Consider the following 22,274-nt stretch of genomic DNA (forward strand, 5'->3'; position numbering starts at 1 on the left):
TTAATTATTTTTTAAAAGTTCTTGACCTATTTCATAAACATTTCCAGCGCCCATAGTAACGACTGTATCATCATCTTTTAGATTTTCTTTTAAATATTTTATTATATCTGAAAATTCCTTTATATAAATAGCATTTTTATGGTGATTTGAGATTGCATCTACTAAAGTTTTAGAGTGTATATCACCATAGTCTTTTTCTCTTGCTGCATATATATCTGTTATTATTATTACATCACTTTGGTCAAAAGATTTTGCAAAGGAATCTAAAAGAAGTTTAGTTCTTGTGAAGGTGTGTGGTTGGAAGACGGTAAATAGCCTTTTTTTGCAAGATTTTTTTATAGCTGATATGGAAGATTTTATTTCTGTGGGATGGTGGGCATAATCATCCATGACTCTTGAATTTTTGTAAAGACCTTTAAATTCTAACCTTCTGTGAACACCCTTATAATCACCTATACCTTTTATACATTTTTCAAAATCAATTCCATTTTCATGGCAAGCTCCTATAGCTGCAAGGGTATTATAAATATTATGGTAGCCAAGGATTGCAAGTTCAACTTTTCCTATATATTTATCCTTATAATATAAATCATAATAAGGACGTCCATACATATCAAAATCAATATTTTTAGCCATATAATCTGCTTTTTTGTCTATAGCGAATGTGATTAATTTTGCATTGTCAATGGGTAATAGTTTTCTAGTATTTTCATCATCAATATTTATTATGCAGTAATCATCTTTATTTAATTTTTCTGTAAAACCTTTGAAAGTTCTAATAATATGGTCAATATTGTCAAAATAATCTAAGTGGTCTTCGTCAATATTTAAAATAACAGCGGTTGTAGGAAATAATTTTAAAATATTTGCCTTATATTCACAGGCTTCTGTCAAAAATAATTTTTTTTCTTTACCAATTTTTATGTTTCCATTTATATCATCTAGCTGACCACCAAGCATTATTGTGGGGTCGGTATCTAAATTTTTAATTATTTCTGCTACCATAGAAGTAGTGGAAGTTTTTCCGTGAGTTCCTGAAATAGCTATTGAGATATTATAGCTTTTCATTATTGCTCCTAGAAAACTTGCTCTATCAATTATGTCTTTTTTTTCGACAATAGCTTCCTTTAGTTCTTCATTATCCATACTTATAGCATCAGTATAGATTATTAAATCCATGTCTTTAATATGTTCTTTTTTATGCTCATAATAAATCTTAGCACCCTTAGATTCTAGCTTTTCTGTTTCATAAGATTTATTTTTATCACTACCAAAAACCTTATATCCGTTATATATCATAAGTTCTGCAAGGGCTGACATTGATATGCCACCTATGCCAATAAAAAATATATTTTTATACTTGTGAGCTTCTATATTAAAATCAAACAAAATTCTTCCTCCAATTCTTAAAATATTATAACATATATGTAAAAAAATTTTTATAAAGTGACCTAAAGATTTTACATTATAAATATTACATTTTTTATTGTATTTAGGGTATAAAAATTACATAGTATAAATTAATTCTTTACAAAAACTTTACAATGCAAGGTTAGAATTTATTTGAAATAGTTAGGGGTTAATAATGAATTATGCAATAGTTGATATAGGTTCAAACACAATTAGACTTATTATTTTTGAAATTTACAAAAATCAGGAAAGGAATATATTTGATAAGAAATATACTGCTGGTCTTATAAGTTATGTGGAAAATGGAGCTTTAAGCACTAAGGGAATTAAAAAATTGATAAGAACTCTTGAATCTATAAAAAGAATTGTGGATTTAATTGGTAATTGCAGTTTCAATCCTTTTGCAACAGCTTCTTTAAGAAATTTATCTAACAGGGATGAGGTTCTAAGAGAGGTTAAAGAAAAGCTTGATATTGATATTGATGTGTTAAGTCAAAAAGAAGAAGCTCTCATGGGTAATGTAGGGATTTTTGAAGATTTTAATATTGATAAGGGACTTACAATTGATATTGGAGGTGCCAGTACAGAAATTGTATCTTTCAAAAAAAATAACGCTAGTGAATTTTTAAATTTGCAAATAGGCTCTTTACTTTTATTTTCTCAATATGTTTCACTAGTTATTCCTAAGAAAAAGGAAATAGATATAATTCAAAAAAAAGTATTGAAGGAAATAAGTTCCAAGAATTTTAAAAATACTTATAATACGCTTATTGGAATCGGTGGTACAGTCCGTGCCTGCGGTAAAGTAATTAGTGAGCTATATGGAAAAGATGAAAAATGTTTCAGCCTAAATGAGCTTGATAATTTATTATTAAATATAAAGAATAAAGATAAAGAAACAATAAGAACAATAATTAAGGTAAATCCATCGAGGATTCATACCCTTGTTCCAGGACTTATTATTTTATTTACAGTATGTAAATATCTTCACATCGAAGATATACAAGTTTCAAACAAGGGAGTGCGTGAGGGTTACTTGCATTTAAGAGTATTGGAAGGAAATTAAATGAGCGAAAAATTTTTTCAAAATAGAGAGTTATCTTGGTTGAGGTTTAATGAAAGAGTATTAGAAGAAGCGGTGGAAGATCATGTTCCGCTACTAGAAAAATTAAAGTTTGTAAGTATATTTGTTTCTAATTTAGACGAGTTTTTTATGGTAAGAGTTGGCTCTTTGCACGACTTATCACTGTTAAAAAAAGAAGCTCGTGATAATAAAACTGGTATGAACGCAAATGAACAAATTAATGCCATACTTGAAATGCTTCCTCCTATGTATGCAAAAAAAGATAAGATATACAAAGAAATCACTGAAAAGTTAAGAAACTATAAAATTAGAAATTTAAAATATGAAGAAGCAAATGAAGAACAAAAAAATTTCATTGATGATTTTTATCTAAAAAATATTGATCAATTAGTTTCGCCTCAAATAGTAGACTTAAACCATCCTTTTCCATTTTTGGAAAATAATAAATTATATATAATTTGTTATTTGGAAAAAAATGGAAAAAATGTTTTTGGCATTGTTCCCGTAAGGAAATCTTATGTTACATACTTACTATTACCGGGACAAAACACAGATTATATTTTAATGGAAGATATTTTATTAGCTCAAATGGAAAATATTTTTAAGGGCTATAAAATAATTAGCAAGAATGTTTTTAAGACGACCAGAAATACAGATTTTACAGATGATAGAGATACACTGGAAGAATTTGACGATTACCAAGCCTATATGAAAAATATTTTAAAAAAGAGGAAAAGGCTTGATGTGGTAAGAGTTGAATCCTGTGGAAAATTGCCGGAACCGGTGTTAGAATTTTTACTTAAGCAGCTAAATATTAAAGCAAAACAGGTTTTTGAACTGAATTCCCCCCTGCTTATGAAATATGTATTTACACTTATTGATGATATTCCAGGAGCAAGGAAAAATGAACTTCTTTACAAACCATTCATCGCCCACAATCCATTAGGACGAGATAGCTCAATTATTTCTGCTATTAGGGAAAAAGATAGGCTTTTGTCATATCCTTATGAAACGATGGAAACATTTTTGCAGCTATTAAAAGAGGCGTCTAAGGATTCTGAATGTAGGTCAATTAAAATAACAATTTATAGGCTGGCAAAGAATTCTAAAGTAGTTAGATATCTTTGCGATGCAGCTCAAAATGGGAAAGAAGTAACTGTTTTTGTTGAATTAAAAGCACGATTTGACGAAGAGAGTAACATTAACTATGCAAATATGCTTTATGAAGAAGGCTGCAATATAATTTACGGCTTTAATGCTTATAAAATACATTCAAAAATTTGTTTGATAACCTTTAGAGATAAATTTGGAAATCTTTCATATATAAGCCAAATAGGGACGGGTAACTATAACGAATCAACAGCTAAACAATATACGGATTTTTGTTTTATGACTGCAAATCCAGATATAGGTCTTGACGCTACAGACTTTTTTAAAAATATGTCCATGGGAAATTTGAATGGTAAATATAAGTACCTACTACAATCTCCCACATCTTTAAAAACAGGCTTAATGGATTATGTTAATATGGAAATTAATAAGGGAGAAAAGGGATATATTTGCTGTAAATTTAACTCTCTGACTGATAAAGAATTTATTGAAAAATTTGTTGAGGCTAGTCAAAAGGGCTGTAAGGTTGATTTGATAATTAGAGGAATTTCTTGTCTAATACCGGGTATAAAAGGCTACAGTGACAATATCACTATAAGGTCAATCGTAGGAAGATTTTTGGAACACCCAAGAATTTATGTTTTCGGAAAAGATGCCCAACATGTGTATATATCTTCAGCAGACCTTATGACTAGAAACACAGAAAAAAGAGTTGAAATCGCAACTCCTATACTTGATCCTGATATAAAAAAAAGAATTTTATCTTATATAGATGTGCAACTAAAGGACAATGTGGGAGGGAGGCTGATGAACTCCGGTGGAGAATACGAAAAATTTGACACAGACGGGGAGAAAATTTCATCTCAAGAGTATTTTATTGAAAAGGCAGAAAGGGAAGAAAAAGTTAAACAAGAAAATATTTATAGGCAATATGAAGATATTGTGGTGGAAAGAGAAGAAAAAACAAGTAAAGTTGGATTTTTCCAAAAGTTAATAAATTTATTTAAAAATTAATAATGCCTCCTAAGTTTTAGACTCCTTAAATATAAAGGGAGTCTTTTTTCAAGAAATTATTTCTAAAAAAAGTTAATAAATTTAATGGAGATTAAAACTTTATTTTTCTAGTGTGAACAAAAACTTATGAAAATTTAGGATAATCTTACTTAAAAAGTTATTGACTTTTAATAATATTATTGATACTATGACTGTACGAGAGCTCATGAAAGTGGGCGAAAGCGTGCCTAGGGATCCGAGATTTATCTAAGGACCGAGCGGTACGAGTGCCGTAGGCATTACACCATAGGGACAAAAGCCCAGGGGGATAGGTTTCGCTAACCTATCTCTCGGGCTTATTTTTTTTGAGAAAGGATGTTTTAAGATGGAAGTTACTTACAGAGGAAAGACAAAAAACTTATTTCAAGAAGATGGAAAATTTTTTATGCAATTTAAGGATGATATGACAGGAACTGATGGTGTTTTTGATACTGGCGGAAATCAAGTAGCAGGTTCAGTTGCAGGTGCAGGTCATGAATGTATTAAAGTTTCAAAATATTTCTTTGAAAGACTTAAAGAAGAAGGAATAAAAACTCACTATATAAATGCTGATCTTGAAAAAAATGTTATGGAAGTTAAAAAAGCTTCAGTTTTTGGCAAGGGTATTGAAGTTATTACAAGATTTATTGCAGTTGGATCTTTTATTAGAAGATATGGTTCATATATTGAAGAAGGAAAACCACTTAATAATTATACAGAAATAACTCTAAAAGATGACGATAGAGATGACCCTCTAATTATCGAAGATGCTTTAGTTCAATTAGGAATTTTAAAAGAAGGGGAATATGATAAAATTTGCCAAATGAATATTAAAATTTCTAATATCATTAAAGATATACTAAAGGAAAAAGGACTTGACCTTTACGATATTAAATTGGAATATGGTCGTTTAGCAGGTTCTGATGAAATAGTTTTAATTGATGAAGTTTCTGGAGGAAATATGAGAGCTTACAAGGATGGTAAGTATATTAAACCTCTTGAACTTTCAAAATATATGGGAATTTAATCAGAAATTATTTGTAGAAGGAAAAGATTGTTTTTACATTAAAAGTATTTTACTAGATATGATTTTCTTTTTTGTAGGACTTCTTTTCCTTAAATATGTTATAGGGTAAAAATTTATTAGGAGGTAAAATTGAGAGTTTCAATAATAATGGGTTCAATTTCCGATAGAGAAATTGCGGACAAAGTTGTAAAAAAACTTAAGGAATTTGATGTTCATTATGAAGTAAAAGTTATTTCAGCTCATAGGGCACTTGATCTTTTAAAAAATTATGTAGAAAATGCCCAAGAAGAATCTGAAGTATTTATTGGAATTGCTGGAAAAGCAGCTCACTTAGCTGGAGTAATTGCAGGTATAACAACAAGACCTGTAATTGGAATCCCTGTTAAGTCTTCTCTTATGGATGGACTTGATTCACTTCTTTCAACAGTTCAAATGCCAAGTGGCGTGCCTGTTGCTACAGTCGCAGTTAATGGCGGAGAAAATGCAGCAATTCTTGCAGTTCAAATGCTTGCTTTAAAAGATCAAGAACTTCAAAGAAAGCTTGACAATTTCAAAAAAACGATGGCTGAAAAAATTAAAAATACAGAATATAGATATGAAGGTTAAGATATGAGCGGAATATTTGGAGTATTTTCAAGCAAAAAAAATGTTAATGTTTTTCCTACAATTTATTCAGGTTTATTTGCCCTCCAACACAGGGGTCAAGATGCAATGGGAGTTTCATTATTAGAAAATGACAAACTTTCAGAAGTCAAGGGCAAAGGACTTGTAACGGATAACATTAAATTTGATAACATAAATAGATTAGAAGGATATGTGGGTTTATCTCACGTTAGATATCCATTTTCTGATGATGATAAAACCCTTTTACCTATGCCTTGGGTGTTTTATCCAGGAACTGAAGGGGAAAAAGCTTTAATAGCTATTGATGGAAAGTTTATTAATAAAGTTGAAGCCGAAGAAATCTCAGAAGTTTTAAATAGAAGTATGGATGATATTATAGAATTTATTTCTTATTTGAAGGGAGCTTATTCTATTTTATTTGCCAAAGAAGATAAGATGATTGCCATTCGTGACCCTTATGGAATAAAACCTCTTGTAATTGGTCACAAGGGTTGTGAAACTATAGTTTCAACAGAAAGTTGTGCTATAGAAGCTAATGGTGGTCAAGTGGATCACTTCTTGCAAGCTGGTGAAATAGTCGTTATCGACAAAAATGGTTATAAGTCTTATTTTGCCAAAGAAAGAGCTTATTGCCCATGTATTTTTGAAATGGTTTATACAGCAAGACCAGATTCTATAATTGATGGAGTTTCAGTATATGATGCTAGACTAAAAATGGGAGAAATACTTTATAGAGAAAATCCTGTTAAGGCAGATATAGTTGTTGGCTCTCCAGATTCAGGTCTTATTGCTGCTATTGGATTTGCCAAGGCTAGTGGAATAGAATATGAAAATGCCATCGTTAGAAATAAATATATAGGAAGAACTTTCATCCTACCAACAGATGATATGAGAAAAAAAGATATAAAAATTAAACTTAATCCGATTAAGAAATTTTTAAAGGGAAAGGATGTAGTTCTTGTTGATGACTCTATAGTAAGAGGAAATACTATAAAAAGAGTTATAGAAATATTAAAGGATTCAGGAGTCAATAAAATTCATATAAGAATAGCATCTCCTCCAGTAATTAATTCTGGTTCTTTAACCTTTGATATTCCAAAAGAAGAAGAACTTATTTCTCATGACAGAAGCATTGAAGAAGTTAGAAAACTAATAGGTGCCGATTCTTTAGGATATATTAGTTTAGAAGGCTTACGTGAAGCTTGCGGTAATAAAAATTACTATGAAAAATGTTTTGGGGGCAATGACCCATTTAAGGAGTAAGATAAATGTCAATTAATTATAAAGATGCTGGCGTTGATGTAGCAGCCGGTCAAGAAGAAGTTAAACTAATTAAAACTATTGTTGAAAAAACTCACGATTCTAATGTACTTTCAGCTATTGGAGGTTTTTCAGGTCTTTATGATATAAATTTCAAAAATATCGAAGAACCAGTTTTAGCTTCAGGAACTGATGGAGTAGGAACTAAGGTAATAATAGCTCAAAAGATGAAAAAAAATGACACTATTGGCATAGATTGTGTAGCAATGTGTGTAAATGATATTTTGTGCCAAGGTGCTAAACCTTTATTTTTCCTTGACTATATTGGAGCTGGTAAACTTGTGCCTGAAAAAATGGCAGAAATTGTTAAGGGTGTAAGTTTAGGATGTAAGATTGCTGGAGCTTCTTTAATTGGTGGAGAAACTGCAGAAATGCCAGGTGTTTATAATATTGACGATTATGATTTAGCAGGCTTTGCAGTAGGAATTGTTGATAAGAAAAAAATTATAGATAAATCTTTAATAAAAGAAGGGGATATTCTTTTTGGACTATCCTCTTCAGGCATACATTCAAATGGTTATTCACTGGTTAGAAAAATTGTATTTGAAGAAAATAACTTTTCCCTAGATCAAAAATTTCAAGGACTAGAAAAAAACTTAGGTCAAACTTTACTAGAACCGACAAAAATTTATGTTAAAGAGATGCTACCCCTTGTGGAAGAAGGTCTAATTCATGGAATGTGCCATATCACAGGTGGAGGTTTCTACGAAAATGTGCCGCGTATGATTCCAAATGGATTTTGTGCAAAAGTTGATTTAAGTAAAGTTAAAAGACCTCAAATTTTTAATTTATTACAAGAATGGGGAAATCTTAAATTAGAAGATATGTATGGAACTTTTAATATGGGTATAGGTCTAATTTTTGCAGTGGATAAAAATGATGAAAAGAAAGTAATGGATCATTTTAAAGATTATGATTCAATTTATAAAGTTGGTAGTGTAGTAAAAGGGGATAATAAGATTGACCTCAAATATTAATATTGCAGTTTTTATTTCAGGTGGCGGCACTAATCTTGCCGCCTTAATAGAAGGACAAGACAAAAACGTTTTTAAGGGTAAAATTAAGCTTGTTTTATCTAACAAAAAAAGTGCCTACGGCTTAGTTAGAGCTCAAAATGCAGGCATAAAAAATATTGTAGAAAAAGACAATGAAAAAATTTTTAGAATTTTGCAAGATGAAAATATTGATTTAATAGTCTTAGCAGGATATTTGAAAATTTTACCGGATTTTATTATTAAAAACTTTGAGAATAGGATTATTAATATCCACCCTTCTCTAATACCATCTTTTTGTGGAGATGGTTTTTATGGTATAAAGGTTCATGAAAAAGTTATTGAAAGTGGAGTTAAGCTAACAGGAGCAACTACTCATTTTGTTACGGCTGAAACTGACATGGGACCGATCATTATGCAAGAAGCTGTAAAGGTTAATTTTGAAGATAGTCCAGAAGTTTTACAAAAAAGAGTTTTGGAAGTTGAACATAGAATTTTAGTAGAAAGTGTAAGACTTTTTTGCCAAGGGTCTTTAAGAGTTATTGAAAACAGAGTGAAAATAGAAAGGTAGTATTATGAGAGCTTTAATTTCGGTTTATGACAAAGAAAATATTGTAGAATTTGCAAGAGAACTTGTAGCTTTAGATTGGGAAATTATCTCTACTGGAGGGACATTTAAAACACTAAAAGAAAATAATATTCCTGTTAAAGAAGTTGAAGAAGTAACAGGACAAAGAGAGATATTATCAGGCAGAGTAAAAACCCTTCATCCTAAAATTCATGGTGGTATTTTATTCAGAAGAGATAATAAAGACGATAAAAAAACTATAGAAGAAGAACAAATAAAGCCAATTGATATGATAGTTAATAATCTTTATCCCTTTGAAAATTGTCTTAGAGAAGGTAAAGACCATGAAACTTTAATAGAAAACATAGATATAGGTGGTCCATCAATGATTAGGGCTGCAGCAAAAAATTATAAGGATGTACTTATTGTTACAGAACCGTCAGATTATAAGAGCATAATAGAAGCTCTAAAAGAGAATAAAATTGATATGACTTTTAGAGAAACATTAGCCAGAAAAGCTTTTTCATTAACTGCTCATTATGACTCAGTTATCTGTAATTATTTTCAAGAAAAAGCAGAAGAAAAATTTCCAAAATATATCAATAAATCATATACCTTCTCAAATAAGTTGAGATATGGAGAAAATTCTCATCAAGAGGCAGCTTATTACCAAGGAAAAATTTATGCACCATATAAAAAATTACATGGAAAAGAAATTTCCTACAATAATCTTTATGATATGTTTGCAGCAGTTAAAGCAGCTCGTGAATTTGATGATATAACAGTTGTTGCAGTAAAACATACAAACCCTTGTGGCATAGGAAGTGGAAAAAGTGTTAAGGAAGCTTTTATAAAAGCAAGAGATTGTGATGATGAATCAATTTTTGGTGGTATAATTGCAATAAACCATATTGTAGATAAAGAAGCAGCCGAACTTTTGCATGAAATTTTCTTGGAAATTGTTGTAGCACAAGGCTTTACTTCTGAAGCTCTTGAAATCTTGGAAAAGAAGAAAAATATAAGACTTATTGAGCTTAAAGATTTCAATAACTTTGAATTAGACACATCTTTTAAAGAAGTTTTAAATGGGATAATTGTTCAAGATTATGATGATATTTTATTAGATGAAGATAAGTTGCAAATTGTTTCAAAAAATAAACCCACAGAAAAAGAAATGGAAGATTTGAAATTTGCCTTTAAGTGTGTAAAATATACTGCTTCAAATTCAATAGTAATTGCAAAAGATGGAGCAAGTCTTGGGATAGGTCAAGGACAAACAAAGAGATCTTGGGCAGTTGAGGAAGCAATTGAAAGGGCTGGAGAAAAAATTAAGGGAGCAGTTTGTGCATCTGATGGATTTTTCTTTAGAGATACTATGGAACTTTTAAATAAGGCTGGAGTAAGGGCTATTATACAGCCAGGAGGCTCTGTAAAAGACAAGGAAGTAATTGAATATGCAGATGAACACGAAATGGCAATAATTTTTACAGGAATCAGACATTTTAGACACTAGGAGGAATATGAAAGTATTAATTATTGGAACAGGCGGAAGAGAAAATGCTCTTGCTTGGAAAATTTCTAAATCAAAAAATATAGATAAGATTTATATGGCAAAGGGCAACGGAGGAAGTCAAGATTTTGCTACAAATGTTGATATTTCCCCTACAGATATTGATGGATTATTAGATTTTGCCAAAAAAGAAAAAATTGATTTAACAGTTGTGGGTCCTGAAGATCCACTTTGTGCAGGAATTGTAGATAAATTCAAAGAAAATAATTTAAAAATTTTTGGACCCGATAAAGCTTGTGCAAGGTTTGAAGGGTCAAAAGAATTCACCAAGAAATTTTTGGAAAAATATAATATCCCTACTGCAAAATATAAATCTTTCATAGATTATGACAGTGCAAAAAATTATCTAGGAGAATTTTCCTATCCCTTAGTTATTAAGGCTGACGGTTTGTGCTTAGGTAAAGGTGTATTTATATGCCAAGATAAAAAAGAAGCCTTGGAATCTCTGGAAAAAATTTTTATAGATAAAATATTTAAAGACCAAGGAAAAAAAGTAGTAATAGAAGAATATCTAAAGGGTTTTGAAGCATCGCTACTGTGCATAGTTTCAAATAATAAATTCTTCCCATTACAAACTTGCAAGGACCATAAGCAAATATTTGACGGCAACGTGGGACCAAATACAGGGGGAGTTGGCACATATTCGCCAGGCGATAAATTTTCACAAAAAACCGAGGAAGAGATTAGAAAGATTTTAAAAGGCATAGAAATAGGATTTAATAAAGAAAAAATATCCTACTATGGAATTTTATTTATTGGTTTTATGATTGAAAATGATATTCCAAAAGTCTTGGAATTTAATGTGCGTTTTGGAGATCCAGAAACAGAAGTATTGATGCCAAGATTAAAAGGCGATTTGCTGGAAATTATGATGAAAACTTTAGATAATACCTTAAGTGAAGATGATATAAAGTGGAAAGATGAAGTTTCTTTAACAACAATTTTATGCTCAGGAGGTTATCCAAACTCCTATCAAAAAGGTAAAGAAATTACAGGACTTGATAAAGTTGATGGAGATGTAATTATTTTCCATAATGGAACAGTAAAAAAAGATGGAAAGTATTATACTGATGGTGGAAGAGTTTTATCAGTAACAAGCCTTGGAAAAGATTTAATAGAAGCAAGGAAAAAAGTATATAAAAATATTGAAAAAATAAATTTTCAAGATATGTACTACAGAAAAGACATAGGTTTAATATAAAAAAATATAATATTTAAGAATTTGAAACAGTCCAAGAGGGCTGTTTCTTTTTTATTTTAAAAAACAGGAGAAAATTTATTTTTATTTTCCGAAAAAATATATTGTAAGAGCAATAGAAAAGTTATTAAAAATCTATTGACATAGTTATTAAAACAATATAAACTATTTAAAGAAATTAAATAAAATAATTATAAAAAGGAGAATAATTATGACTTTTGATAAAATTAAAAATATTATTGTAGAAAATTTAGGAGTTAGCCCTGAAGAAGTTAAGCTCGACTCGCTTCTTTCTGATGATTTAGGAGCTGATTCTTTGGATGCGGTCGAAATTTCTATGGCTATTGAAGAAGAATTTGGTATAGATATTCCTGATGAAGTTTTGGAAAAGTTTAAAAAAGTTTCAGATATAGTAAACTTCGTAGATAAAGAAAATGAATAATTTTGACACTATCTTTGATAAATTTATAAATTCAAATTTGTCAAAATTAAAATTTAAAGATAATAATTTTGAACTTTTTTTAGAAAAGGGTGGAGAAAAAGCGGAAATTGAAATAAAAAATACAGAGACACCTTTAAAAGAAACTCATGAAAAGACTTTTGAAGAGATATGTTCTCCAATTGTCGGTGTTATTTATTTATCACAGGGACAGGGTAAGGAAAATTATGTTTCGCTAAATTCCAAGGTTAAGAAGGGTCAAGTTTTATGTATCCTAGAAGCAATGAAAGTTTTTAACGAGCTTAAGGCACCCTTTGACGGAATTATAAGAAAAATTAACTTCAATAGCGAAGACTTGGTTGGCCAGGGAGATGTAATTTTTGAGATGGAAAAATGTTAAAAAAAGTATTAATTGCAAATAGGGGAGAAATTGCCCTGAGAATTATTAGAGCTTGTCATGAAATGGGAATCAAAACTTGCGCAGTTTATTCCAAGGCAGATGAAAATTCATTGTTTGTAAAACTAGCTGATGAAAGTTATTCAATTGGCGAGGCTTTGCCGGCTAAATCATATTTAAATGTTTATAAAATTTTGACTGTGGCAAAGGCAAGAAATTGTGATGGTATTCATCCAGGCTATGGATTTTTATCAGAATCATATTATTTTGCAAATCTTGTCAGGAAAAATAAAATCAAATTTATAGGACCGGACCCAGAAACTATTAAAAATATGGGCAATAAATCTCTTGCTATAAAAACAATGAGAGAAAATGGAGTGCCAACAGTTCCTGGTTCTGATGGGAATGTAAAAAGTGTTGAAGAGGCTATAAAAATAGCCGAAAAAATTTCTTATCCCTTGCTTTTAAAGGCATCTAGTGGCGGTGGTGGCAAAGGAATAAGAAGGGTAGATTCTAGGGAAGAATTGGTGGAAAAATTTCCTCTAGTTAAAATGGAAGCCAAGGCATCTTTTAAAGATGATTCAATATACATGGAAAAATTAATAGAAAATCCTCGACATATAGAAGTCCAAATACTTTGTGATGATTTTTCTAATATTTTATGTTTAGGTGAAAGAAACTGCTCTATACAAAGAGAAAATCAAAAAATGATTGAGGAATCTCCATCACCTGGCATATCCCAAGGCTTGAGAGAAAAATTATATGATGCAGCAAGAAAATCTGCCAAGGCTTGTGCATATAAAAATGCTGGGACTGTGGAATTTTTAGTTGATAAAGATGAAAATTTTTATTTTTTAGAGATGAATACAAGAATTCAAGTTGAGCATCCGATTACAGAAATGGTTACAGGTGTTGATTTAGTCAAGAGCCAACTTAAAATAGCATCTGGTCTTGATATAAAAAATTTAAAAGTTGAACTTAAGGGCCACGCTATTGAAGCAAGAATTATAGCTAAAGACCCCCTAAATAATTTTTCAGTTTCCTGCGGACGAGTAAATTTTTTTCATGAGCCTGGGGGAGTTGATACAAGATTTGATTCAGATTTATTTACTGGATCAGAAATTTCACCTTATTATGATTCTATGGTCGGTAAATTAATTGTCAAGGATAGGACAAGAACTTTAGCTATAAAAAAACTTAGGAGGGCCTTGGAAGAAACTTTCGTTTCTGGAATTTCAACAAATATCTGGTACTTATACACAATTTGCCACGATTTTTCCTTTATTAAAGGTAATTATGATACGTCCTTTATAAAAAATAATGAAGAAAATATATTAAAAGTAATGAGGTCTTACTATGACAAGTTTTTGGAATAATAGAAAAAAACTTTTAGCTGATATAAGGTCTGGAAGAAATTTAGCAAAGATTAAGGCTAGAGGTAAAAAAATCCGAAAATGTCCCATCTGCAACAAGTATATATCAGAGGAAGAATTAGAAAAAAATTCCTACATTTGCAAATGCGGTGGATATTTTCCCATGCCAGCCTTAAAAAGAATTGATGAAATTATGGATGCCTCCTATGAAGTCATTGATTTTGATATTTCATTTTCAAATAAAATAAATTATCCCAATTATGATAGAAAATATTTAAACGCTCATATAAGAACTGGTTTAAAGGAAGCTGTGGTACTAGCAAAAGGGAAAATTTTATCCTATCCTTGCCTTGTTTTTGCAATGGAAAAAGAATTTTTTATGGGTTCAATGGCATTAAATACAGGTAAAATTATCAGAAAAGCCATTGAAATCGCACAAGAAAACTCCCTTCCTTTGATTTCCTTTGCCCTAAGTGGGGGTGCAAGAATGCAGGAGGGGATTTTTTCTCTTATGCAGATGGCAAATACTGTCAACGCTTTATCAAAATTTTTGCAAAAAAATTTATACATTTCAGTTTTGACAAATCCCACAATGGGTGGTGTAACGGCAAGTTTTGCAAGCCTAGGCGATATAATCGTTGCTGAAAAGGATGCTCATATTGGTTTTTCAGGTCCAAGAGTTATAGAAAAAACTTTAAATATTAAATTATCTGAGGATTTTCAAAGTGCTGAGCTTCTTTTAGAAAATGGTTTTGTAGATGAAATTTTATGTAGAAAAGAAATACGTCAATATTTAGGAAAAATTTTATCATTTCATGAGGATATGTATGGCAATTAAAGATATATTTGAAAATTATTACAGAAAATTAAATAAAGATATAGATATGCAAAGCTACAAAAAATATATGGAAAATAAAATTTCTAACATTTCCATCAGCTCGACTGATAGGCTCTATCTTGCTAGAGAAAAAAACAGACCGACATCTATAGATTTTTTAGATAATATTTTAGAGGATAAGCTGATTTTTAAAGGTGACCGCATAGGTGGAGAAGACTCTTCAATAATTTCTGGAATAGGTAGAATAAAAGACTTAAATATTTCTTTCGTAGCTATAGAAAAAGGAAAAACTTTTCAGGAAAAAGTAGAAAACAATTTTGGTATGGTTAGCCCTGAAGGTTTCAGAAAAGCTATAAGAATTTTTAAAGAAGCAGAAAAATTTAATAGACCTGTACTAACAATAATTGATACTCCAGGAGCTAATCCCTCACCAAAATCAGAAGAAAATGGTCAATCTCAACAAATTGCCAATTCTCTTTTAACGATGTCTTCTTTAAAAGTTCCTATAATTTCAATAATTATTTCTGAAGGATATTCCGGAGGAGCCTTATCTTTAAGTCTTTGTGATTATTTAATTATGCTTGAAAATGCAATATTTTCCATTCTTTCACCTGAGGGTTTCGGTTCAATAATTTTTAGAGATTCAAGTAAAGTAGAAGAAGCTGCAAAACTTTTAAAATTTACTGCAAAGGATATGAAAGATTTTGACATCTGTCAGGAAATAATTCCGGAGAAAATTGATCCATCTTATGAGTATTATAAAGAAATTTTTTCTTATTTACAAAAAGATGTATATGAAAAATTTAAAGATTTACAAAAATTTTCATCAGTAGAATTAATAGAAAAAAGACACGAGAGGTATATGAATTGGGATTAATTATAGAAAAAGCTTCAAAAATTGATTTAGAGGATAAAAGAGATAATTTTTATTTTGAAAAAAGACTGGATACTACAGATGAGTGGATAAGAAAAAGAACAGGAATAAAAGAAAGATTTATATCCCATACTCCTCTTTCTGAAATGGCTACAGATGTGGCTTTTAAATTAAACTTAAGTCAGGAAGAGAAAGAAAGAATAAAAATACTAATAGTTTCAACTATTGGTGGGGACTATATTGTTCCATCTTTAGCTTCTTATGTTCATGGAAAATTATCTCTTCCACAGGAAGTTTTAGCCTTTGATATAAATATGGCTTGTTCAGGTTTTGTTGGAGCAAGCATCTTATGCGAAACTTATCTCAAAGAAAATGAGCTAGCTCTTGTAATTGGAGCTGAAAAATTATCAGATTTTACGGACATGGCAGATAGGTCTACTGCGATAATTTTTGCCGATGGTGCAGGAGCAGTTTTGTATAAAAAGGATTCATCAAAATTTTATAAGGACTTAGGGACAATTTTTGATAGTAAAAATTTGACTTTAAAAAGAAATTCTTATTTAAAAATGAATGGTAGGGAAGTTTTTAAATTTGCTATCAATGAAGTTCCCAAGTCTATAAAGAAACTTTTGCAAGAATCAGGTCTAAAAGATGAGGATATAGATATATTTTTACTTCATCAGGCAAATGAGAGAATAAAAAATTCAGTAGAAAAACATTTTAAAGGATATTTTTATTCAAACATAGAAACAATGGGCAATACATCTTCGGCTTCTGTGGCAATGAGCCTGGGAGATTTGTATGAAAAAAATATATTAAAGGACAAAAAAATTCTTCTCTGCGGTTTTGGAGGAGGATTAAATTATCAAACGTGTATAGTTAGGGGTTAAAATGAATTTAGAAAAAATTTTAAATATAAAATATCCCTTTATTCAGGGAGGGATGGCAAATATTTCTAAGGGAAAGTTTGCAGCAAGCGTATCTGAAGCTGGTGGATTAGGTTTAATAGGTACAGGTGGGATGAGCCCAGAAGATCTGCTTAAAGAAATAAAAATCGCAAAAGAAAATACAGATAAATTATTTGGAGTTAATCTTCTTTTGCTAAATCCTCAAATTGATGCCTTGGTTGATATTGTGATTTCACAAGGAATAAAATTTCTAACTACAGGAGCAGGAAACCCTGGCAAATATATGAAAAGATTTAAAGAAAATAAGATCAAAGTGTTTCCAATAGTATCATCCATAGCCCTTGCAAAAAGAATGGAAAAGTTAGGTGCTGATGGAATAATTGTTGAAGGCGAGGAGGCGGCTGGCCACATAGGAGATATTTCAACAATGGTACTTCTTCCTCAAGTAGCACAAGCAGTAAATATTCCTGTAGTAGCAGCCGGTGGTATAGGATCAGGTAGGCAAATTTTTGCTGCGGAAGTTTTAGGAGCAAGTGGAATTCAGTTTGGCACAAGTTTACTAGCAACTTTTGAATGCCCAATCCACCAAAATTATAAGGAAAAAATAATAAAATCAAAATCTTCTAACATAACAGTTATAGGACTGACAAATGCTTATAAAACAAGAGTAATAAAAAATAAGATGGCAAGGACTTATCTTGAAATTGAAAAAACAAATAAAGATAAACTTGCTCTAGAAAAACTTACCTTAGGAGCCTTGAAAAAAGCAGTTGAGGTTGGTGATATGGAAAATGGGTCAATTATGGCAGGAGAAGTTGTCGGGCAAATAAATGAAATACTCTCTATCAAGGACTTATTTGAAAAATTTTACCATGAATATAAAGAAGTTCGAGAATTTTATGAGAATAGAAGATAAGGTAAAAATACCAATAATCCAGGGAGGAATGGGAGTAGGAATTTCTCTTTCAAAACTTGCAGGAAGTGTTGCATCATTAGGCGGCATTGGAACAATTTCAGCAGCTGATATTGGCTTTAAAGAAAAAGATTTTTTTAAAAACAGAAAGACTGCTAACTATAGGGCAATTTTTCAGGAAGTTAAAAAAGCTAAAGAAATTTCTAAAGGCAAAGGTATTATTGCCATGAATATTATGTATGCCACCTTAGATTACGATGAGATTGTAAAAAAATCAATTGAAGCTGGTGTAGATTTGATAGTTTCTGGGGCAGGACTTCCTTTAAATTTAGCCGAGCTGACAAAGGGGAAAAATGTCTTAATCGGTCCTATTGTTTCATCTCTAAGGGCATTAAGAATAATTTTAAAGAGATGGAAAAAAGTTGATAAAGTTCCAGATCTAATAATTGTAGAAGGTCCTTTAGCTGGTGGCCATCTCGGCTTTAAAGATGTAAATAAAGCTAAAAGCCTAAGAGAAATTACAAAAGAAATTTTAAATTTTTTAAAAGAAGAAAATTTACAAATCAAAGTTTTTCCAGCAGGCGGCATAAGAAATAAAGAAGAAGTCCAAGAATTTTTATCCATGGGAGCTTATGGAGTTCAAGTTGCAACACCCTTTATAGCAAGTTACCAGTGTGATGCTCATGAAAATTTCAAAAAAGAAATCATAAGGGCAAGAGATGAAGATTTATCAATAATAAATTCTCCAGTAGGAATGCCCGCAAGGGCAATAAAAAATAAGTTTCTTTATGATATAGAAAAAGAAAATATCAAGAAAAGAAATATTTCTTGCATAAGATGCATAAAAACTTGTGACTCAATAAATATGAAATACTGTATTTCAGAATATCTAATAAAATCTGTCCTAGGCTTTGAGGGACTTGTATTTTCAGGAGCAAGAATAGATCAAATAAATAAAATTAGAAATGTAAAAGAAATTATAGGAGATTATTTTAATATATGAAAGCATTACTATTTGCTGGTCAAGGCTCACAAATAATGAATATGGGTCTTGATTTTTATGAAAATTCTAAAGAGGCAAGAAGTTTTATTGATAATTTAAAAGAAAAAGATGAAATTTTAAAAGTTCTTAATATGGATGAAGAAAAACTTAAAGAAACAAAAAACACCCAGCTTGCCCTTATAGCTTTCCAAACAATGGTATCTTTTTTGCTAAGAGATATAGATTTTGATGGCTTTTCCGGTTTATCTATTGGAGAATACTCTGCCCTTTATAAGTCAGATGTAATAAGCATAGAAGATACAATTAAAATTGCAAAATATAGGGGGCAAAGGATGCAGGAAGTTTCCAAAAAACTTGACACATCAATGTATGCCTTGATGACAAATAATTATATCCTTGTAGAGGAAGTTTTAAAAAAATTAAGCACAAAAGAAAATTATGGACAAATTTCAAACATCAATACTGATGGACAGATAGTAATTTCTGGGTCTAAGGATAATTTGCAGGAAGCAGTAAAAATATTTAAAGATAGGGGCATTAGATCTATTTCCCTTAAAGTTTCAGGTCCTTTCCACACATCTTATATGAATCCAGTGAAAGAAGATTTGAGAGATTTTTTTGAAAATATTGAATTTAAACCACCCCAAAAAAGTCTTTACCTAAACCTAAGCGGACAAAAATATGAGGGTGGAGATTTAAAAGAAATAATGGCTTTTCAAGTAGCAAGCCCAGTAAAATTTAAAAGTATAATTGAAAATATGATAAATGATGGAATTGATACATTTGTAGAGATAGGATTTTATAATGTTCTTTCAAAGTTTGTCAAAAAAATTAATAAAAACGTAAAGACTTATGCGATATCAACTTACAAGTCTTATGAAGAATTTAGGAGTAAATATGAATAAAGTAGTCCTGATCACGGGAGCAAGTGGCAAGATTGGTCTAGCTTGTGCTAGAAAATTTAAAGAAGAAAATTATAAGCTTGCACTGGCTTATAGAAGTGAAGAAAAATTAATAAATTTATGTGAATTTAAAGATGATAAGGATGTAATTTTCCTTAAAGGTGATTTAAGAAATTCATCCGATTGTAAAAATATTGTAGAAAAAACCATTGAAAAATTTGGTCAGATTCATGTCCTTATTAATAATGCTGGAGTCACAAGAGATAAACTTCTATTGACAATGAAAGATGAAGATTTTTCCTATGTTATAGAAAGCAATTTATATTCAGCCTTTTATATGTGTAAATATGCCTTGAAAAATATGATAAAAAATAAATATGGAAAGATTATAAATATTTCCTCTGTGGTAGCCTTAAGAGGTAATATTGGTCAGGCAAATTATGCAGCATCAAAAGCAGGACTTTTGGGTCTAACAAAATCTTTAAGTGCAGAAGTTGCATCAAGAAATATAAATGTAAATGCCATATGCCCAGGTTTTATAAAAAGTCAAATGACACAGGGCTTAGAAGATAAATATGTAGATAAAATTTCAGCCAAAAGATTGGGAGAAGCAAAAGATGTTGCAAGTCTTGCATATTTTTTAGCAAGTGAAGATTGCTCTTATATTCATGGACAAGAAATTGTAGTTGATGGAGGATTATTATGAATAGAGTCGTAGTTACTGGAATTGGTTTTATATCTCCCTTGGGAAATACCATAGATAAGCTTACAAAAAATTTAAAAATAGGCAAGAATGCTTTAAATGAAATTTCACTCTTCGACAACAAAAATTCTAAAGTAAAATTTGCATGCCAAGCTGATATAAATCTTGAAGATTTCTTTTCAAAAAAAGAATTGAGAAGGATGGATAGGGTCAGTGCCTTTGGCATTTTGGCAGCAAGAGATGCATTAAAAGATAGTAAACTTTCAAAAGAAGAAATAAAAAACGCATCAATAATTATAGGGACAGGAATTGGTGGACTTACAACAATAGAGGAAGAAAGCGAGAAAGCAAATACCAAGGGATATGAAAAAATTTCTCCATTTTTTATTCCAAAGTCAATAGCAAATATAACATCTGCCATGATAGCAATAGATTTAGGTATTCATGGATACTCCTCCACAAGTGTAACAGCCTGTGCTTCATCACTAACAGCAATTTTAGATGCCTACAGGCATATAAAAGATGGTTACAATAATATAGTTATAGTTGGTGGAAGTGAAGCATCTATTAATAGATTAGGAATTTTTGGTTTTGAATCAATGAAAGCCTTGAGCACTTCAGATGATATAAATAGAGCCTCTATTCCCTTCGATAAAGAACGACAAGGATTTGTGATGGGAGAGGGAGCAGGAATTTTAGTTTTAGAAGAATACGAGCAAGCTAAAAAAAGAAAGGCAAAAATTTATGGAGAAATTATAGGAGCAGGAGCAACAACAGATGCCTATCATATAACTGCTCCCTTAGAAAGTGGAGAATTTGCCAAAAAAGCCATGGAAGAAGCCTTAGCTTCAGCTAAAATTGATGCCACAAAAATTGAATATATAAATGCTCACGGAACTTCAACTAAGTTAAACGACAAAGTGGAAAGTAAAATTTATAAAGAACTTTTTACTCATGCAAATATTTCCTCCACAAAATCAATGACAGGTCATCTCTTAGGTGCAAGTGGAGCCTTAGAAGCAATAATTTCTTTAATAGCCTTGGATAATAATTTCATTCCTCCGACAATTAATTATAAAGAAAAAGATGATGAGTGCCCAATAAATATAAATACCAAAGCCCTAGACAAAAATTTGACCTATGTAATGACAAATTCACTTGGTTTTGGCGGTCATAATGTTTCAGTAATTTTTAAGAAGGTAAAAGATGAAATATGAAATAGAAGAAATTTTAAAAATTCTTCCCCACAAATATCCCTTTGTATTAATAGATAAAATAATAGATGGTGAAGAAGGTAAATGGGCATTAGGGGTAAAAAATCTCACATACAATGAAGAATTTTTTCAGGGACATTTTCCAGATAGACCCATAATGCCGGGGGTTTTAATAATAGAAGCCTGTGCACAAACAGGAGCAATTGCAATTTTATCAGCAAATAAAAATAAACTTGCAGTCTTTACGTCTATAAAAAATGCAAAATTTAAAAGCCAGTTGAAGCCAGGCGACACAGCATATATAAAAACTCAGCTTGTAAAAGAAAAATTAAATATAGGCATAGCAAAATCACAAGTAAAAGTAGAAGATAAGATAGTAGCCACTTGCGAATTTTCCTTTGCCCTTATAGATAAATAAAAAAGTGTAAAAATTCATATTATATTTTACTTTAGTAACATTTAAACTTGAAATTTAATGTACTTTTATTATGAGTAAATTGTCCAATTCTATTTTTCTATATATTTTTATAGATATTATAGACCATTGTTAAAAATAAAATATAATTATTAATTATAGACTAAAATTTTATCCTACTATATAATTACAAGGAAAGTGCTAATATTTATGCCTATCACTATTTATGAGTATGGTAGAGAAATTCTAAATTTATTGTTTTAGAATAAGTTTTACTTTATTTATAAATTATTTTGTGCATAAAAAATAATAACAAGTTTTAAAATATAGAATATTTTCTTTAGCACTTTAAAAAATATG

Annotated in this window: 22 protein-coding genes; 21 read left to right on the top strand and 1 reads right to left on the bottom strand. The window is 30.4% G+C overall.

All coding sequences use genetic code 11. From position 1 onward, the window contains the following. Positions 1-1,389 (bottom strand): UDP-N-acetylmuramate--L-alanine ligase, encoded by a 1,389-nt coding sequence (gene murC, locus F594_RS0104630; RefSeq protein WP_019034722.1) that lies wholly within the window; start codon positions 1,387-1,389, stop codon positions 1-3. 196 nt (positions 1,390-1,585) lie between these two features. On the opposite strand from murC, the gene F594_RS0104635 reads away from it, so the two are divergent. The 21 genes from F594_RS0104635 (at position 1,586) to fabZ (ending at position 21,917) form a co-directional block, all read left to right on the top strand. Next, entirely contained in the window at positions 1,586-2,476 is an 891-nt protein-coding gene (locus tag F594_RS0104635) for a Ppx/GppA phosphatase family protein (protein WP_019034723.1), read from the top strand. Beyond that, on the top strand, positions 2,477-4,618 hold the full coding sequence (gene ppk1, locus F594_RS0104640; RefSeq protein WP_019034724.1) for a polyphosphate kinase 1: 2,142 nt from the start codon (positions 2,477-2,479) through the stop codon (positions 4,616-4,618). It begins immediately after the preceding gene. A gap of 364 nt (positions 4,619-4,982) precedes the next feature. Further along, positions 4,983-5,663 (top strand): phosphoribosylaminoimidazolesuccinocarboxamide synthase, encoded by a 681-nt coding sequence (locus F594_RS0104645; protein ID WP_009344989.1) that lies wholly within the window; start codon positions 4,983-4,985, stop codon positions 5,661-5,663. Between the two features lie 129 nt (positions 5,664-5,792). Next, entirely contained in the window at positions 5,793-6,269 is a 477-nt protein-coding gene (purE, locus tag F594_RS0104650) for a 5-(carboxyamino)imidazole ribonucleotide mutase (RefSeq protein ID WP_009344986.1), read from the top strand. Between the two features lie 3 nt (positions 6,270-6,272). Continuing rightward, positions 6,273-7,550, top strand: coding sequence for an amidophosphoribosyltransferase (locus F594_RS0104655; RefSeq protein ID WP_009344988.1), 1,278 nt, complete (start codon positions 6,273-6,275; stop codon positions 7,548-7,550). A 5-nt stretch (positions 7,551-7,555) separates the two neighbouring features. Continuing rightward, positions 7,556-8,584, top strand: coding sequence for a phosphoribosylformylglycinamidine cyclo-ligase (gene purM, locus F594_RS0104660; protein ID WP_009345033.1), 1,029 nt, complete (start codon positions 7,556-7,558; stop codon positions 8,582-8,584). Beyond that, positions 8,568-9,170 carry a phosphoribosylglycinamide formyltransferase gene (purN, locus tag F594_RS0104665; protein WP_019034725.1) on the top strand — a complete coding sequence of 201 codons (603 nt, stop codon included), beginning with the start codon at positions 8,568-8,570 and terminating at the stop codon, positions 9,168-9,170. The genes purM and purN overlap by 17 nt, the downstream gene beginning before the upstream one ends. A 4-nt stretch (positions 9,171-9,174) precedes the next feature. Next, a complete protein-coding gene (gene purH / locus F594_RS0104670; protein ID WP_019034726.1) occupies positions 9,175-10,680 on the top strand; it encodes a bifunctional phosphoribosylaminoimidazolecarboxamide formyltransferase/IMP cyclohydrolase in 1,506 nt (501 codons plus the stop codon). Positions 10,681-10,687: 7 nt separating this feature from the next. Continuing rightward, positions 10,688-11,938: a phosphoribosylamine--glycine ligase gene (gene purD / locus F594_RS0104675; RefSeq protein WP_019034727.1), complete on the top strand. Its 1,251-nt coding sequence runs from the start codon at positions 10,688-10,690 to the stop codon at positions 11,936-11,938. Between the two features lie 208 nt (positions 11,939-12,146). After that, entirely contained in the window at positions 12,147-12,377 is a 231-nt protein-coding gene (gene acpP / locus F594_RS0104680) for an acyl carrier protein (protein WP_004825905.1), read from the top strand. Then, positions 12,370-12,774: an acetyl-CoA carboxylase biotin carboxyl carrier protein gene (locus tag F594_RS0104685; RefSeq protein WP_019034728.1), complete on the top strand. Its 405-nt coding sequence runs from the start codon at positions 12,370-12,372 to the stop codon at positions 12,772-12,774. The genes acpP and F594_RS0104685 overlap by 8 nt, the downstream gene beginning before the upstream one ends. Beyond that, positions 12,768-14,147, top strand: a complete 1,380-nt coding sequence (locus F594_RS0104690) for an acetyl-CoA carboxylase biotin carboxylase subunit (RefSeq protein ID WP_019034729.1) — start codon at positions 12,768-12,770, stop codon at positions 14,145-14,147. The genes F594_RS0104685 and F594_RS0104690 overlap by 7 nt, the downstream gene beginning before the upstream one ends. After that, positions 14,128-14,982, top strand: coding sequence for an acetyl-CoA carboxylase carboxyltransferase subunit beta (locus F594_RS0104695; RefSeq protein ID WP_019034730.1), 855 nt, complete (start codon positions 14,128-14,130; stop codon positions 14,980-14,982). Before F594_RS0104690 ends, F594_RS0104695 begins: the two co-directional genes overlap by 20 nt. Then, a complete protein-coding gene (locus F594_RS0104700) occupies positions 14,972-15,859 on the top strand; it encodes an acetyl-CoA carboxylase carboxyltransferase subunit alpha (RefSeq protein ID WP_019034731.1) in 888 nt (295 codons plus the stop codon). Before F594_RS0104695 ends, F594_RS0104700 begins: the two co-directional genes overlap by 11 nt. Continuing rightward, positions 15,850-16,746, top strand: coding sequence for a 3-oxoacyl-[acyl-carrier-protein] synthase III C-terminal domain-containing protein (locus F594_RS0104705; RefSeq protein ID WP_019034732.1), 897 nt, complete (start codon positions 15,850-15,852; stop codon positions 16,744-16,746). Before F594_RS0104700 ends, F594_RS0104705 begins: the two co-directional genes overlap by 10 nt. A gap of 1 nt (position 16,747) precedes the next feature. Beyond that, entirely contained in the window at positions 16,748-17,680 is a 933-nt protein-coding gene (locus tag F594_RS0104710; RefSeq protein WP_019034733.1) for a nitronate monooxygenase, read from the top strand. Continuing rightward, the gene (locus tag F594_RS0104715) at positions 17,664-18,680 is read left to right on the top strand and encodes an NAD(P)H-dependent flavin oxidoreductase (protein WP_004825978.1); all 1,017 of its coding nucleotides are present in this window, start codon (positions 17,664-17,666) and stop codon (positions 18,678-18,680) included. Before F594_RS0104710 ends, F594_RS0104715 begins: the two co-directional genes overlap by 17 nt. Further along, positions 18,677-19,585, top strand: a complete 909-nt coding sequence (locus F594_RS0104720; protein ID WP_019034734.1) for an ACP S-malonyltransferase — start codon at positions 18,677-18,679, stop codon at positions 19,583-19,585. The genes F594_RS0104715 and F594_RS0104720 overlap by 4 nt, the downstream gene beginning before the upstream one ends. Beyond that, positions 19,578-20,288, top strand: a complete 711-nt coding sequence (locus F594_RS0104725; protein WP_019034735.1) for an SDR family oxidoreductase — start codon at positions 19,578-19,580, stop codon at positions 20,286-20,288. The genes F594_RS0104720 and F594_RS0104725 overlap by 8 nt, the downstream gene beginning before the upstream one ends. Beyond that, positions 20,285-21,502: a beta-ketoacyl-ACP synthase II gene (fabF, locus tag F594_RS0104730; protein WP_019034736.1), complete on the top strand. Its 1,218-nt coding sequence runs from the start codon at positions 20,285-20,287 to the stop codon at positions 21,500-21,502. Before F594_RS0104725 ends, fabF begins: the two co-directional genes overlap by 4 nt. After that, positions 21,492-21,917 carry a 3-hydroxyacyl-ACP dehydratase FabZ gene (gene fabZ, locus F594_RS0104735; RefSeq protein ID WP_019034737.1) on the top strand — a complete coding sequence of 142 codons (426 nt, stop codon included), beginning with the start codon at positions 21,492-21,494 and terminating at the stop codon, positions 21,915-21,917. The genes fabF and fabZ overlap by 11 nt, the downstream gene beginning before the upstream one ends. Positions 21,918-22,274: the final 357 nt, after the last annotated feature.

It is taken from the genome of Peptoniphilus lacrimalis DSM 7455 (assembly GCF_000378725.1).
GTDB classification, from domain to species: Bacteria; Bacillota; Clostridia; order Tissierellales; family Peptoniphilaceae; genus Peptoniphilus_A; species Peptoniphilus_A lacrimalis.